Source organism: Streptomyces sp. CNZ301 (assembly GCF_004217425.1).
Genome location: NZ_SHLG01000001.1, coordinates 4,279,346 through 4,295,180 on the forward strand (window position 1 = coordinate 4,279,346; position 15,835 = coordinate 4,295,180).

The 15,835-nt window shown below is 70.3% G+C and carries 8 protein-coding genes; 7 read left to right on the forward strand and 1 reads right to left on the reverse strand.

From position 1 onward, the window contains the following. Positions 1 to 23: 23 nt before the first annotated feature. The 3 genes from EV375_RS18490 (at position 24) to EV375_RS18500 (ending at position 5,896) form a co-directional block, all read left to right on the forward strand. Positions 24 to 2,687, forward strand: coding sequence for a transglycosylase domain-containing protein (locus EV375_RS18490; RefSeq protein ID WP_130300409.1), 2,664 nt, complete (start codon positions 24 to 26; stop codon positions 2,685 to 2,687). Positions 2,688 to 2,792: 105 nt separating this feature from the next. After that, a complete protein-coding gene (locus EV375_RS18495; protein ID WP_486588753.1) occupies positions 2,793 to 4,313 on the forward strand; it encodes a glycosyltransferase family 87 protein in 1,521 nt (506 codons plus the stop codon). A gap of 215 nt (positions 4,314 to 4,528) precedes the next feature. Beyond that, on the forward strand, positions 4,529 to 5,896 hold the full coding sequence (locus EV375_RS18500) for an MFS transporter (RefSeq protein ID WP_130300411.1): 1,368 nt from the start codon (positions 4,529 to 4,531) through the stop codon (positions 5,894 to 5,896). Here the strand turns inward: EV375_RS18500 and EV375_RS18505 are convergent. Next, positions 5,879 to 7,399, reverse strand: coding sequence for a CCA tRNA nucleotidyltransferase (locus EV375_RS18505; protein WP_130300412.1), 1,521 nt, complete (start codon positions 7,397 to 7,399; stop codon positions 5,879 to 5,881). The genes EV375_RS18500 and EV375_RS18505 overlap by 18 nt on opposite strands. 159 nt (positions 7,400 to 7,558) lie before the next feature. On the opposite strand from EV375_RS18505, the gene EV375_RS18510 reads away from it, so the two are divergent. The 4 genes from EV375_RS18510 (at position 7,559) to sigM (ending at position 15,472) form a co-directional block, all read left to right on the forward strand. Beyond that, entirely contained in the window at positions 7,559 to 10,129 is a 2,571-nt protein-coding gene (locus EV375_RS18510; RefSeq protein ID WP_130300413.1) for a DUF6049 family protein, read from the forward strand. A gap of 34 nt (positions 10,130 to 10,163) precedes the next feature. Beyond that, the gene (gene murJ / locus EV375_RS18515; protein WP_130300414.1) at positions 10,164 to 12,617 is read left to right on the forward strand and encodes a murein biosynthesis integral membrane protein MurJ; all 2,454 of its coding nucleotides are present in this window, start codon (positions 10,164 to 10,166) and stop codon (positions 12,615 to 12,617) included. Positions 12,618 to 12,728: 111 nt separating this feature from the next. Continuing rightward, positions 12,729 to 14,615: a protein kinase family protein gene (locus tag EV375_RS18520; RefSeq protein WP_130300415.1), complete on the forward strand. Its 1,887-nt coding sequence runs from the start codon at positions 12,729 to 12,731 to the stop codon at positions 14,613 to 14,615. 59 nt (positions 14,616 to 14,674) lie between these two features. Next, positions 14,675 to 15,472 (forward strand): ECF RNA polymerase sigma factor SigM, encoded by a 798-nt coding sequence (sigM, locus tag EV375_RS18525; RefSeq protein ID WP_486588569.1) that lies wholly within the window; start codon positions 14,675 to 14,677, stop codon positions 15,470 to 15,472. The last annotated feature ends 363 nt before the right edge of the window (positions 15,473 to 15,835 follow it).

A 15,835-nucleotide genomic window follows, 5' to 3' on the forward strand; every position in this document is an offset into this window, starting at 1 on the left:
CCTGCCCGAGGAGTAGCTGTTCCATGAGCGAGCACCGTCGAAAGCCGCCACAGGGGCGCGGCCGGCGCGCAGCGCAGCCGCAGCCGCCGTCCGGCACCGGCCGCCGTTCCACGCCGCCGCCCAGGTCGGGCGGAAGCCCTTACGGCGGTCGCGCCGAGGCCCGGAGAGGGGCACCGCGCGGAGGGGGCGGCGGCGGTCGCCGACGCGCTGCCGGAGCGGGCGCCGCTACCGGCGCCGGGATGGCGGCGGGCGGCCTCGGCGGAGGCGGCCGCGCGCGCGCAGCCGGTGCGTACGGCAGGGCCCGCGGTCGTTTCCAACCGCCGCCGAAGAAGCGGTTCGTGGACTATCCGCGGTGGAACAAGACAGGCGTGCGCCGCTGGGTGCCGTCCTGGAAGCTGGTGCTGGGTTCCTTCGCCGGGTTCCTCGGCCTGATCATCGGCCTGTCCGGCATCGCCCTGGCGATGGTGGGCACTCCGAGCGTCAACGAGGCGACCAAGCAGCAGAAGAACGTCTACTACTGGGCCAACGGCAAGCAGATGGTCGTCGCGGGCGGCGGCGAGCAGAACCGGCAGATCGTGCCGCTGGCCCAGATCCCCTCGCCGATGCAGAACGCGGTGATCGCCGCCGAGAACGAGTCCTTCTACCAGGACCCGGGCATCGACCCGGTCGGCATCGTCCGCGCCATCGGCAGGATGGCGCTCGGTGGCGACACGCAGTCGGGTTCCACGATCACGCAGCAGTACGTGAAGAACGCCTACCTCGACCAGTCGCAGACGCTGACGCGTAAGGCCAAGGAGCTGTTCATCTCCATCAAGGTCGGCGCGACGGTGGAGAAGCGGAAGATCCTCGAGGGCTACCTGAACACCGGCTACTACGGGCGCGGCGCGTACGGCATCCAGGCCGCGGCGCAGGCGTACTACCGCAAGGACGCCAAGAACCTGACGGCCAGCGAGTGCGCGTTCCTCTCGGCGACGCTCAACGGCCCCAACCTCTACGACCCGGCCGGCGGCATCGGCTCCGCGGCCACGCAGGAGAAGAACCTCAAGAGGGCCACGGACCGCTGGTCGTGGACGCTGGACCGGATGGTCAAGACGAAGAGGCTGTCGGCGGAGAACCGGGCGAAGTACCAGAAGTTCCCGATGCCGAAGCAGCCGAGGAAGTCGACCGAACTCAAGGGCCAGAAGGGCTACATGGTTGAGACGGTCAACAACTACATCACGGCCAACAGCAACATCTCGGACCGCAGGCTCAAGAAGGGCGGCCTGCGCATCCACACCACCTTCGACAAGAAGAAGATGGACGAGATGGAGGCCGCGGTCGAGCGGGTGCGCAAGGCGAACATCGACCCGAAGAAGCGCAAGGTCGACAAGTACGTTCAGTTCGGCGGCGCTTCGGTGAAGCCGAACGACGGCGCGATCGTGGCGATGTACGGCGGCGAGGACGCCACCACTCACTTCACCAACAACGCCGACTACACCGGTGTCCAGGTCGGCTCCACGTTCAAACCGTTCGTCCTGGCCTCCGCGATGCGCGACGGCGTCCGTGACCCCAAGGGTCCGGAGGTGCAGGGTGCGGACGCTCGCACTCCGGTCTCGCCGAAGAGCGTCTACGACGGCGACAACAGGATCAAACTGCGCAACTACGACCGCACGATCTGGAGGAACGAGGAGGGCAAGGAGTGGCGTCAGCGCAACGACGGCAATGAGGACCGGGGCAGGGTCTCGTTGCGCGAGGCCATGCAGTACTCGGTCAACACGCCCTTCATCCAGCTGGGCATGGACGTCGGCGTCGACAAGGTGCGGCAGGCGGCGATCGACGCCGGCCTCAACGACGACAGCCTCGCCCGCAACACTCCGACGCTGTCGCTGGGCACTTCGGCTCCGAGCGCCATCCGCATGGCCAACGCCTACGGAACCTTCGCCAGCAGCGGCAACAAGGCCGAGCCGTACTCCGTCACACGTGTGGAGGAGGACGGCGTGAACATCTACACGCACCAGAAGAACGTCAAGAGCAAGTTCGAGGCCCGCGTCGCCGACAACGTCACCAACGTGCTGGAGACGGTCGTCCAGGACGGCACCGGCTCGGCTGCGAAGGCGCTGGGCCGCCCGGCGGCGGGCAAGACCGGTACCACGGACGACAACAAGTCGGCCTGGTTCACCGGTTACACGCCGCAGCTGTCGACGTCGATCGGCATGTGGCGGGTCAACGACAAGGCGAAGGTGCAGAGGTTCCAGAAGATGTACGGGGTGGGCGGCCAGGAGTCGATCCACGGTGCGTCCTTCCCCGCGGAGATCTGGACGAAGTACATGACGGGCGCTCTGAAGGGCACGTACGCCAAGCCCTTCCCGACGCCCGAGCCGATCGGTGACCGGGTCTTCGGAGTGGGGGCGAGCCCGTCCCCGACACCGACCCCGAGCGACGTGCCGTCGGACGACCCGTCGCAGTCGCAGTCGCCCTCGCAGTCGCCCTCGCCGACGGAAAGCTGCAACGGCCTCTTCTGCAACAACCAGGGCCAGGACGGCGGCAACGACCAGGGTCAGGACGGCGGTACCGACCAGGGTCAGGACGGCGGCGCCACCAGCGGAGACACCGGAGGAGACACCGGCGGCACTACCGGCGGAGACACCGGCGGCAATGACAGCGGCGGCCTGTTCGGCGGACCGACGGGAGGCCGGGAAAGGGACTAGGGACCGAAAGGCCCCCACTTCCTGCCCGCAGCACAGCGGGACTTCGCAGCCCCGTCACGGGTCTCTCCGTGACGGGGCTGCTTGCGTCAGCGGCCGTACGGCAGGATGTGCCCCATGACCCGCGCCCACCTCTCGGACCGCCCCGACCGGAACGCCGCCCCCGCCCGTGTCCACCCGACGGAACAGGACGAGGTCGCCGCCGCCGGCAGCGAACTCATCGGGGGCCCGGTCGGCCGCCGGGTCGCATCGGACGCGGGCGGCTGGTGGGCGCCGGTTCGCGTGGTGGCGCTGCTGGGGCTGGGCATGTTCGTGCTGGGCATGGTGCAGAAGGCGCCTTGCTTCAACGGTGCCTGGTTCTCCGGCCAGACCAGTCAATACGTACACGCGTGCTATTCCGATATCCCGCACCTCTTCGTCGGCCGGGGCTTCGCCGACGGGCTCGTCCCGTACTTCGACCGCATCCCCGACCGCGTCTCCGGCGGCATGGCATATCTCGAATACCCGGTGCTGACAGGCGTGTTCATGGAGGTCGCCTCGTGGCTGACGCCGGGAGGCGGTGACCTCCAGCACCGCGAGCAGCTCTACTGGATGGTCAACAGCGGCATGCTGATGGTCTGCGCGGCAGTGCTCTTCGTCTGTGCGACCCGCACCCACCGCGGCCGCCCCTGGGACGGCCTTCACGTCGCCCTCGCCCCCGCTCTCGCCCTGACCGCCACCATCAACTGGGACCTGCTGGCCGTGGCGCTCACAGCCGCGGCGCTGCTGATGTGGTCCAGGAGCCGCCCGCTCGCCGCGGGCGTGCTGATCGGTCTCGCGACGGCCGCCAAGCTCTATCCGGTGCTGCTGCTGGGCCCGTTGCTGGTGCTGTGCTTGCGCGCGGGGCATCTGCGGGCGTTTGCCAAGGCACTTGGCGGCGCGGCGGCGTCGTGGCTCTGCGTCAATCTCCCCGTGATGCTGCTCGCGCCGCAGGGCTGGTCGAAGTTCTACAGCTTCAGCCAGGAACGCCCGGTCGACTTCGGCTCGATCTGGCTGATCATCTCCCAGCGGACCGGCGACCCCGTCTCGGACGCCAACCTCTACGCGACGGCGCTGATGGCCCTCGGCTGCGCGGGCATCACTCTGCTGGCCCTGCGGTCGCCGCGCAGGCCGCGCCTGGCGCAGCTGTCGCTGCTCGTGGTGGCGCTCTTCATCCTGACCAACAAGGTCTATTCGCCGCAGTACGTGGTGTGGCTGATCCCGCTCGCCGCCCTCGCCCGCCCCAAATGGCGGGACTTCCTGATCTGGCAGGCCTGCGAGGTGGTGTACTTCGTCGGCATCTGGCTCTACCTCGCCTACACGGGCAGCGGGGACAAGCATCATGGCCTGCCCCCCGAGGGTTACCAGCTGGTAATCCTCGTCCACCTGCTCGGCACGATCTACCTGTGCGCTGTGGTGGTTCGGGACCTGCTGACGCCGGAGCGGGACGTCGTACGGCGGAACGGCTCGGACGACCCCGGTGGCGGGGTGCTGGACCGGGCTCCGGACGTCTTCACGCTCGGCGCAGGCGGACACCGGGCACCGCGGACGAAGCCGGTGCCGTTCGACGACCCGCAAGTGCGCTGGGGTACTACGACCACGCCCCGCTGAGAGCCGGGGCCGGGCCGATCGGGTCCCGGGCGTGCGGGCCCGGCCGGTTCGGGCCGGGCCTGAGCCAGGCCGGCCCGGCCCGGGCACAGGCGCACCGGGCGTCTCCCTCGGTGTTTCACGTGAAACATGGCAGCGCCCCGGGACCCGATCGGGCCCGAGTCCGCACCCTCCGGATCGGGACGCGCCCGCACCCCGGCGTATGTGAAGCTGGGGCCATGAGTGTCGTCGGAGATCTGCGCAGCCTGCTGCACTTCCCCGACTTCCGGCGACTCCTGGCAGTGCGTCTGCTCTCCCAACTCGCCGATGGCATATATCAGGTCGCCCTCGCGGCCTACGTCGTCTTCTCCCCCGAGAATGAGACCTCACCGGCGGCCATCGCCTCTGCGATGGCCGTTCTGCTGCTCCCCTACTCACTCCTCGGCCCGTTCGCCGGCGTCCTGCTGGACCGGTGGCGCAGGCGGCAGGTCCTGCTCTACGGAAACCTCCTGCGGGCGGTGCTCGCCGCCGGTACCGCGGCGCTGGTGCTGGGCGCCACTCCGACTTGGCTGTTCTACCTATCGGCCCTCTCGGTCACCGCCGTGAACCGCTTCATACTCGCCGGGCTCTCCGCGGCATTGCCCCGCGTCGTGGACGAGGAACGTCTCGTCATGGCCAACTCCCTCTCCCCGACCGCCGGAACGCTCGCCGCGACGGCCGGGGGTGGCATCGCCTTCGCCATCAGGCTGGCCACACCCGACGGCGATCGCACAGCGAACGCCTGGGTGGTCCTCGCCGGGGCCGTGGTCTACCTCCTCGCCGGCGCCGCCGCCCTGCGGTTGGGCCGCGACCGTCTCGGCCCCGGCACCGACGCCGCCCAGGTGCCGCTGCGGCTGCTGACGACACTGGCCACCACCACGCGCGGTCTCGTCGACGGACTGCGGCATCTCCGGGAACGGCGCACCGCCGCGTACGCACTCACCGCAATGACCTTGATGCGATTCTGCTACGGCGCGCTGACCGTCATGGTGCTGATGCTGTGCCGGTACGCGTGGGGCACCGACGGCAAGGTGGGGGACGCGGTTGAAGCGGTGGATGTCGGCGCCGGTCTCAAGCTGCTTGGGCTCGCGGTGGCAGCGTCGGGCCTCGGCTACTTCGCCGCCGCTGTCGTCACTCCCTGGGGCGTCGCACGGTCCGGCCGCTTCGGCTGGCTGGCGCTTTGCGCCGCGGCGGCGGCCGTACTGGAGCCGGCACTCGGTCTGAGCTTCGCGCCGCTACCCATCCTGCTGTTGGCGTTCGTACTCGGACTTGTCACACAGGCCTCGAAGATCACCGCTGACACGGCCGTGCAGTCGACGGTGGACGACGCCTATCGCGGCCGGGTCTTCTCCCTCTACGACATGCTCTTCAACGTCGCTTTCGTCAGTGCCGCCGGAGTGGCCGCGCTGATACTCCCGCCGGACGGGCGCTCGGTCGTACTCGTCATAGGGGTCGCCGTGCTGTACGCCGGGGTCGCCGCGCTGATGTTTCACGTGAAACGCTCGCAGCCGATCCGGAGCTCCGCCTCGTCCTCGGCGCCGCCCCCTTCGTCACCGGGCGCTATCTGACTCCGCGTCCTGACCCTGCTCGGACCACCACTCCTTGAGGGCGGCGACCGCCTCGTCGTGGTCCATCGGCCCGTACTCGAGCCGGAGTTCCAGCATGTGCTTGTACGCCTTGCCGACCAGCGGTCCCGGCCCCACGCCGAGGATGGACATGATCTCGTTTCCGTCGACGTCGGGGCGGATGGCGTCCAGTTCCTCCTGCGCCTGCAACTCGGTGATCCGCTTCTCCAGGCTGTCGTAGGCACGCGAAAGCGCGGCGGCCTTGCGCTTGTTCCGAGTCGTGCAGTCCGAACGCGTCAGCTTGTGCAGCCGGGAGAGGAGAGGACCCGCGTCCCGTACATACCGGCGCACGGCGGAGTCGGTCCACTCGCCCGTTCCGTACCCGTGGAAGCGCAGGTGCAGTTCCACGAGCCGCGAGACGTCCTTGATCACTTCGTTGGGGTACTTGAGCGCGGTCAATCGCTTCTTGCTCATCTTGCCGCCCACCACTTCGTGGTGATGGAAGGAGACCCGCCCGTCGGGCTCGAACCGCCGCGTCCTCGGCTTGCCGATGTCGTGCAGCAGCGCCGCGAGCCGCAGCGTCAGGTCGGGACCGTTCTCCTCCAGGTCGATGGCCTGCTCCAGGACCGTCAGCGAGTGTTCGTAGACGTCCTTGTGACGGTGGTGCTCGTCCCGCTCCAGCCGCATCGCCGGAATCTCGGGCACAGCCTGGTCGGCAAGCCCCGTCTCGACCAGCAGCCGGATCCCCTCGACCGGCCGGCCGGAGAGCAGAAGCTTGTTCAACTCGTCCCGTACCCGCTCCGCCGAGACGATGGAGAGCCGTTCCGCCATCGACTTCATCGCCGCGAGCACGTCGTCGGCCACGGCGAAGCCGAGCTGCGCCGCGAAACGTGCCGCACGCATCATCCGCAGCGGGTCGTCGGAGAACGACGACTCGGGGGCTGCCGGGGTGCGCAGGACGCGGCGCGCCAGATCCTCCAGCCCCCCGTGGGGGTCGATGAAGTTCTTCTCCGGCAGCGCCACGGCCATCGCGTTCACGGTGAAGTCACGGCGGACGAGGTCCTCTTCGATCGAGTCGCCGTAGGAGACCACCGGCTTGCGCGAGGTCCGGTCGTAGGCCTCCGAGCGGTAAGTGGTGATCTCGACCTGGTAAGTGCGCGTCTCCCCGTCCTCGTTCGACTTCTTCTGGCAGCCCACCGTGCCGAAGGCGATGCCGACCTCCCACACCGCGTCTGCCCACGGCCGGACGATGCGCAGCACATCCTCGGGACGGGCGTCGGTGGTGAAGTCCAGATCGTTGCCGAGCCGCCCGAGGAGCGCGTCCCGCACCGTGCCCCCGACCAGCGCGAGCCGGAAACCCGCGTCCCGGAAGCGCCGGGCCAGGTCGTCGGCGACGGGGGAGACCCGCAGCAGCTCGCTCACGGCACGGCGCTGCGCTTCGTTGAGCTGCTCCCTGGCGGGAGGGGCGGGCGGTGTCGGCTGGATGTCATCATTGGCGTTCGGCACGACAGCACAGGGTACGTTGCCACCCCCAGGCCCCGCCCCGCCCCTGGTCGCAAACGGCGGGCGATCAAGTGACGCAGACCGCGGCGCGAGCCCGCCGGGGGCATCGTTACCATCAGACCAACGAGACGCATCCACGACGACACAAGGACGGACGAGCGCGTGGCCGAGGCGGCTGAGAACCAGGGCACCCCGACCGCTCCCGCCCGCCGGTGGCTGCGACGTACCGCCGTCGTCCTGCTGACCACGGGGCCCCTCATCGGCGGCCTGCTGCCCGGCCCGGCGGCGGCCGCGGAAACCACCGGCACGCCCGCCGCCGCAAGCGCGTCCGCCGCTCGGAGTCAGGCCCGGTCCGCGGCAAACGCGCCCTCCGCGGACCGCACCGGCAGCGGCTCCCGCACCGCCGACATCTCCATCAACACCCTCTCTCCCGCGACGCCGCAGAAGGGCGACACGCTCAGCGTCACCGGCACCGTCACCAACGAGGGACGCTCACCCATCACCGACGGCCGCATCGGCCTGCGCATCGGCCCGGGTGAGAACAGCCGCGGTGCGCTCGACCAGAACGCGGCCCGCAAGGACTACCTGCCCGGCGCCGACGGCAAGAAGGTCGAAGGGAAACGCGCGACGACCAAGGTCGGCAGCATGCGCCCCGGCATCCGCCGCTCCTTCACGCTCAAGCTGCCCGTCAGCGCGCTCAAGATGCGCTCGGCGGGCGTTTACCAGCTGGGCGTCACGCTCACCGGGCAGTCTCGGGAACGTCCTTACGACCAGATCCTCGGCATCGAGCGGAGCTTCCTGCCCTGGCAGACCTCCGACTCGGAGAACAAGACTGAACTTGCCTACCTCTGGCCGCTGATCTCCTCCTCGCATCTGACTGCGCGCACGCAGTCCGACGAGGAGCAGACCCCCGTCTTCCGCAACGACGACCTCGCCGAGGAACTGGCCCCCGGCGGCCGGCTCCAGCAGCTGGTCCACCTCGGCAAGGACCTGCCGATCACGTGGATGATCGACCCCGACCTGCTGGCCACCGTCAACGCGATGACCGAGAGGTACCGCGTACAGAGGAAGGGCGGCGGCACGGTCGCCGGCAAGGGCCAGGCGTACGCGAAGCAGTGGCTCATGGACCTGCAGGGCGCCGTTAAGGGTGAGGAGGTCGCGACGCTGCCCTTCGCAGATCCGGATGTCGCCTCGCTCGCGCACCGCGGCAGGAACGTCCCCGGCGCGCTCGGCGACCTGGACTCCGCCACCAAGCGGGCCATCCCCACGGTCGAGTCGATCCTGCACACCAAGCCCAGCACCGACTACGCCTGGCCGGTGGAAGGCGCCGTCGACCCGAGCATCGTGGACGTGGCGACGTCCGCCGGAGCCCGCACCGTCATCGCGCGCAGCGACAGCTTCCGCGACACGGCCCTTTCCTACACGCCGACCTCCGCCCGTCCCATTGGGGGCGGCAACACCGCCCTGGTCGCCGACGCGCGCCTGTCCAAGGCGTTCGAGGGCGACATGACCCGTCACGGTGCCACGTCCAAGGCGGTGCAGCGCTTCCTCGGTGAGACCCAGGCCCTCAACGCCCAGGTGCCGGGCAAGCAGCGCAGCATCCTCGTAGCGCCCCAGCGGACGCCGAGCGCCGATCAGGCGCAGGCGATGGCGCTGGCACTCAGCTCCCTCCAGAAGGACGGCCGCTGGGCCGAGGGCAGCGACCTGTCGGAGGCGGCCAAGGCGAAGCCCGACCCGGGCGCAAACCGGCGTGTGCCCTCCGGCAGCCAGTACCCGGCTTCGCTCCGCAAGCAGGAGCTGTCCGGTGACGCGTACCGGCACATGCAGAAGACCAGCCGTCTCGTCGGCGACTTCAAGAAGATCCTCACCCGTGAGGACCGCGTGGTGACCCCGTTCGGGAGCGCGGTGGAGCGGGGCGAGTCCACGTCCTGGCGCGGGGACCCGAAGGGGGCCGCGAACTACCGGGACGGCGTGCGGGACTACCTTGTGGGACTCACGAAGGAGGTCCACCTGATCCAGAAGTCGCCCATCACCCTCTCCGGCCGCAGCGCCACGATCCCGGTGACGGTGCAGAACAACCTGGTGCAGGGGGTCGACGACCTGGAGCTGCGACTGAAGTCCAGGCGCCGCATCGGACTCGACGTCGGTGAGCCACAGGCCGTCAAGATCGACGGTGAGCACAGCCAGTCCGTGAAGTTCTCCACGACGTCGAAGGCCAACGGGCGAGCCTTCGTTGAGGCCCAGCTGTACACGAAGGACGGCAAGCCCTACGGGAAGAGAATGGTCTTCCAGGTGAACGTCACTTCGATCACCTCGACGGTGCTCCTCGTGATCGCGGGCGGAGTGCTGCTCGTCGTGCTCGCAGGGGTGCGGATGTACACAACGCGGAAGCGGAACGGCGGCGCGGCGTCCGGACCGGACTCCTCCGGCCCGGACGGCGCCGGTGGAGACGCGGTGGAGCCCGACCCCGAGCCGGACGCCGGTGCGGAGTCCCACTCGGCCACCGACGACTCGGCCTCCGGCTCGGGCACCGAGGAGCACGGCGAGGGCGGCACGTCCGACGCCCGGAACACGGCGAACGGCCCGGGAGAACCGGGCGAGGCGGCCCCGGCGTCTCCGGCAACCGGGACCGGCGGAGCGAACGGCGGGCACTCTCCGGCCACGCCCGCGCCCGTCGACACCGGTAAGGGAAGCGGAACCGTTCCCGGCACTGGTGAGAAAGTGGAGCGTTGAGTCAGCTTGCGAGCAGGGGCAGGGGTAGGTAGCGATGAATGCGCCGCACGACGGTGACCGGGGCAGCCAGGCCGCCGGTGACGGCTCGCAGCCGCCGGAGGACCCGTACGTACGGGACGCCTACGCGCGCGACCCGTACGGGGACCGCGACCCGGCCGTAAAGGACCCGGTGAGCGAAGCCCTCGACGACCGCGCGGCGGATCCCCCGCCTCCGCCCGGCACGGTCCCCGACCCGCAGGCGCTCTACGAACAGCCCGAGCCCGGACCCCACGCGCCCGACCCGCGGCGCTGGGCCGCCACCCCCGCACCCGAGCCCGACGGCCCTTCCCGGCGGCTGCCCTACGGCGACGACCCCGCATCCGTCCGCTACACGGGAGTGGACGGGCTCCTCAGCCATTCCCGCGAGGACGACGAGGGCGCCCCCCGCGCGAACCGCCCCGACCCGTCCGGCGCGCGGTCTCCGGAACCGGCCCGGCAGGAGCAGGCGCCGGAGACACCGCAGGTGAGCACCGAGGGTCGCGATCCCGAGGACGCCTTCGCCCACCTCTTCCGCGACCAGGGCCGCGGCCACGCCGGGCACGGAGCCGCGTCGCCGCCGCAGCCGCGCTCCGAGAGCATGCCTCCGCATGCACCGCACACGTCCGCCTCAGGGCCGTCCGGCGGGAGCCCGTCCGGCAGGGGCCGTCCGCTGCCGGCCGAGGAGCCCGCAGGCCCGGGCCAGGGCCCCGGTTTCGAGGCTTCTCACGCCGCGCCCGCCGAAGCGACGCCGCCGCCCCCGGAACCGGACGCGCCCCCGACGGCAGCCGCGCAGGAAGCCGCCCGGGAGGCGGCGGCAGCGGGCGGCGGCGGCGGCAAAGCCGGGGGACTGCTGCGCTCCAGCGCGATCATGGCGGCCGGCACGATGGTCTCCCGCCTCACGGGCTTCATCCGCTCGGCGATGGTCGTCGCCGCCATCGGCGCCGCCGTGCTCGGCGACACCTACCAACTGGCCATCACGCTGCCGACGATGCTCTACATCCTCACCGTCGGCGGTGGCCTCAACTCCGTCTTCGTTCCGCAGCTCGTGCGCGCCATGAAGGAGGACGGCGACGGCGGCGAGGCGTACGCGAACCGCCTGCTGACCCTCGTCACCGTGATCCTCGGCTCGCTGACCGTGCTCGCGGTCTTCGCGGCTCCGCTGCTGGTACGGGTCATGTCCGTTCGCCTCGCGGAGAACCCCCAGGCGAACGAGGTCACCGTCACGTTCGTCCGGTACTGCCTGCCGTCCATCTTCTTCATGGGCATCCACGTGGTGATGGGTCAGATCCTCAACGCCCGCAACCGTTTCGGCGCCATGATGTGGACCCCGGTCCTGAACAACATCGTCATCATGGCCACCGTCGGCGCGTTCCTGTGGGTCTACGGCACCGCTGACGACTCCGGCCTGACGGTGAGCAGCATTCCGCCGGAGGGCGTGCGGCTGCTGGGTATCGGCACCCTGCTCGGGCTCGTCGTGCAGGCGCTCGCGATGATCCCGTACCTGCGAGCCTCCGGATTCCGCATCCGGCCCCGCTTCGACTGGCGCGGCCACGGCCTCGGCAAGGCCGCCAAGCTCGCCAAGTGGACGATCCTTTTCGTCCTCGCCAACCAGGCCGGCGTCCTCGTCGTGACTCAACTCTCCACGTGGGCACAGGAGACGGCCGCCGCCGAGGGCCACGCCGGAGCGGGCTGGACGGCCTACTCCCAGGCCCAGCTGATCTGGAACATGCCGCAGGCCATCATCACCGTCTCCGTGATGGCCGCCCTGCTGCCGCGCCTCTCGCGCGCAGCCAGCGACGGAGACACCGGCGCCGTCCGCGACGACATCTCTCAGGGACTGCGCAACTCGGCGGTCGCGATCGTCCCCATCGCCTTCGGGTTCCTCGCCCTCGGCATCCCCATGTGCACCCTGATCTACGGGCCCTCCGGCATCGAAGCGGCCCGTTCCATGGGTTACGCGCTGATGGCGTTCGGCGTCGGGCTCATCCCCTTCTCCGTGCAGTACGTGGTGCTGCGGGCCTTCTACGCGTACGAGGACACCCGCACGCCGTTCTTCAACACCGTCGTCGTCGCCATCGCCAACGCGGTGGCCTCGGCCGGATGCTTCCTGCTGCTGCCCGCCCGCTGGGCGGTCGTGGGCATGGCCGCCTCCTACGGCCTTGCCTACGCCGTCGGCGTCGGCATCGCGTGGCGGCGCCTACGTCTGCGGCTGGGCGGCGACCTGGACACCGCGCACGTGCTGCGTACGTACATCCGGCTCGCCGGTGCCGCCGTACCCGCCACTGCCGCCGCCGGTGCCGCCGTCTACGGCGTAACCGTCGCGCTCGGAAGCGGGACGCTCGGTTCCCTGGCCTCGCTGATCGCCGGAGGGATCGCATTGGCCGCGGTTTTCGTCCTAGCCGCGAAGAGGATGCGGATCGAAGAGATGACGGCCATGGTCGGTATGGTGCGTGCCCGACTCGGGCGCTGACCGTACAACCATCCACGGCCACTGCGTGTCGTGCATAGCGGCGGACTGTGGGCACAATTGTCGAGCCGTTTCACAGAGTGGCTGCAATGAATTGGGGAGGCAGGAACGACGGTGGCGGAACGGAGCACAGCCGCCGTCGGCGTGGCTGAGAACAGCGGTGACGAGCGAACACTCGCCGCCCGGGCGGACAAGGCCAGCGTCGACAGCGCGATGGACGGACAGAGCGGCAGCGACCGGCCCCCGGAGGACACCAGACAGGACGCCACGTCCCACAGCGCTCAGGACGGCGACAGCGCCGTCAGCGGGAACGGAGAAGGCGCCCCTGGCGGCCGTCACGCCGCCGGGCCCGCAGAAGCGCGGCAGCAGGACCGATCGGGTGTGCAGCAGCCCGGCACCGAGGAGGGCCTCGGCGACGGCCCGGAAGCCGTCTCCCCCGGCACGGCGGAGACGCCCGCGCCTCCGGAGCTGCACAGCGGCCACAAGCTCGCACGCCGGTATCGTCTGGAGGAGTGCGTCACCCGTCTGGACGGATTCAGCAGCTGGCGTGCAGTCGACGAGAAGCTGCGCCGAGCAGTCGGCGTCCACATCCTCCCCTCGGGCCACCCCCGGGCCCGCACGGTGCTCTCCGCCGCCCGCTCCTCGGCCCTCCTCGGCGACCCCCGTTTCGTCCAGGTCCTCGATGCCGTGGAGGACCACGATCTCGTCTACGTCGTCCACGAGTGGCTTCCCGACGCGACTCCCCTCAGCAACATCCTCGTCGCCGGTGCCCTGGAACCGCACGAGGCCCATCAGCTGGTCACCCAGCTCTCCCAGGCGATGGCAGCCGCGCACCGCGAAGGGCTCGCACATCTCCGGCTGACGCCGGGCACCGTTCTGCGCACCGGCTCCGGGCAGTACCGCATCCGCGGGCTGGCCGTGAGCGCGGCGCTGCGCGGCATCAGCAGCGACGCCCCTCAGCGCACTGACACCGAGGGCATCGGAGCGCTTCTCTACGCGGCGCTGACCCAGCGCTGGCCGTACGAGGAGGACGCGTACGGGCTGACCGGGGTCGGCTCCCTCGCCAAGCGCACGCTCGTCGCGCCCGACCAGGTGCGTGCCGGTGTGCACCGCGGGCTCTCCCAGCTCGCGATGCGGGCCCTCGTCAACGACGGCGCCACGGCTTCCAGCCAGGAGCAGCCCTGCGCCACCCCCGAGGAACTGGCGAAGGCCGCCTCCGCCCTGCCGAGGATCCCTCCGCCGGAGACCGGCTTCGGCTCCAGGCACCCGTACCAGCGGCCCGGCTTCCAGCAGGGCGCGTACGGACAGGGCGCCCACGCCCGTCCGGCTGCCGGGATGGGAGGCCCCCCGGCACCTGCCGGCGCCGCGGCACCGCTCGCCCTCCCGGGCCGTACGGGCAAGATCCTCAAGTGGGGCGTCTCCGCGCTGCTGATCGCGGCCCTCGGCCTGGGCAGCTGGCAGGTCGCCGACACCCTTCTCAAGGGCGACGCCCCTCCCGAGCAGGGCGTCGGGCAGGCGCAGGGCAACGACGAGACGGGCTCCGCCGGCAAGCCGGTGAAGATCGTCGACGCCAAGGACTTCGACCCGCCACCCGGCGGCAACGGCAGCGAGAACCCCGCGAAGGTTCCCGACGCCTACGACGGTGCTCCCAACACATACTGGCTGACGCAGAAGTACTACGGCCGCCCCGACTTCGGAAACCTCAAGCCGGGCGTCGGGCTGGTGCTCGACCTCGGCAAGCCGCAGCAGGTGAGCTCGGTCAAGGTCGATTTCATGGGCCCCACCACGGCCCACTTCCTCGCCGCGCCCAAGGGCACCACCTCCATGCCCGGCTCCCTGGCGGGGTTCAGCAAGGTCAGCGGCGGAACCGGTGAGCATCTGACCCTGAAGGCCAAGAAGCCCATCAGGACTCAATACGTATTGGTATGGCTCACCAAGCTCCCGCTCTCGGACGACGGCAACTACCGTGGCCGGATCACAGAGATCCAGGTATCGAGCTGATCCCTCGGCACTGAGGCACGACACGGCCGGCGGGCGAGGATGACGGGAGGCGTCCGACGGTGAGCGAAGACAGCGGCGGCAAGCGGATACGCCGCCGCGCCAAACATGGGCGAGGCGGGGCAGGCGCGCGCGAGAGACGTGGACAGCCGCCCGTACCCGCGCAGGATCGCGGCCCCGACGGACCGGACGACAAGGAACTCCTCGCCCGGCACGTCGACGGCGACACCGAAGCCTTCGGCGAGCTCGTGCGCCGCCACCGCGACCGCCTCTGGGCGGTGGCGATACGGACCCTCGGCGACCGGGAAGAGGCGGCCGACGCCGTGCAGGATGCCCTCATCTCCGCCTACCGGGCAGCCCACACTTTCCGCGGCCAGTCCGCCGTCACCACCTGGCTGCACCGCATCACCGTCAACGCCTGTCTGGACCGGGCACGCAAGGCCGCGTCCCGCCGCACTCAACTCACCGACGACACCGAGCGCCTGGACCTGCTCCTCGAGCCGCACGAGTCCGCGGCCCTGCCTGCCGAGCGGCAGGATCTCAACCGGCAGCTCGTCGAAGCGCTCTCCCAGCTCCCCGCCGAACAGCGCGCCGCTCTCGTTCTCGTGGACATGCAGGGGTATCCGGTCGCCGAGGCTGCCGAAGTCCTTGGCATCGCGGTCGGCACTGTGAAGAGCCGCTGTGCCCGTGGACGGGCCAGGCTGCTGCCCCTCATCACCCACCTGCGACCGGAGGGCGCCGAGCGAGGCAAGCCGCAGCGGGAGGGGAGAAGGAACCGGACCCGCGAGCCATCCGTCCCACCCTCGGAAGGCGTCACGCAACGACCCGGAGCCGTGAAGGGAGGAGGAGAGCACACATGACATCCACCCCTTTCACGTCCGGCTCGCGCAGCACCGACGCCCACCCGGACATCGCCGAGATTTCCGCGTTCAATGAGGACCTGCTGTCTCCGAACCGATCGTCGGGACTGCGAGCGCACCTGGCCGGCTGCCGTCTGTGTGCGGATGTACTGGTCTCACTCAGGGAGATCCGTGACTCGCTCGCCGTGCTGCCGGATGCGTCTCCCATGCCGGACGACGTCGCTGGACGAATCGACGCGGCCCTCGCCGGCGAAGCCATACTCGCCTCTCCGCGTGGCGACGGAGCCGCGGTTTCACGTGAAACCGATGAGGCTTCCCACGGCAGCGCCCCGTATGGAAATCGCCCTCAGCGCGAAGCACCGG

Bases quoted from the DNA above. Each gene is read 5' to 3' on its own strand.
- EV375_RS18490 (WP_130300409.1), top strand. From the start codon at position 24: ATGAGCGAGCACCGTCGAAAGCCGCCACAGGGGCGCGGCCGGCGCGCA.
- EV375_RS18495 (WP_486588753.1), top strand. From the start codon at position 2,793: ATGTGCCCCATGACCCGCGCCCACCTCTCGGACCGCCCCGACCGGAAC.
- EV375_RS18500 (WP_130300411.1), top strand. From the start codon at position 4,529: ATGAGTGTCGTCGGAGATCTGCGCAGCCTGCTGCACTTCCCCGACTTC.
- murJ (WP_130300414.1), top strand. From the start codon at position 10,164: ATGAATGCGCCGCACGACGGTGACCGGGGCAGCCAGGCCGCCGGTGAC.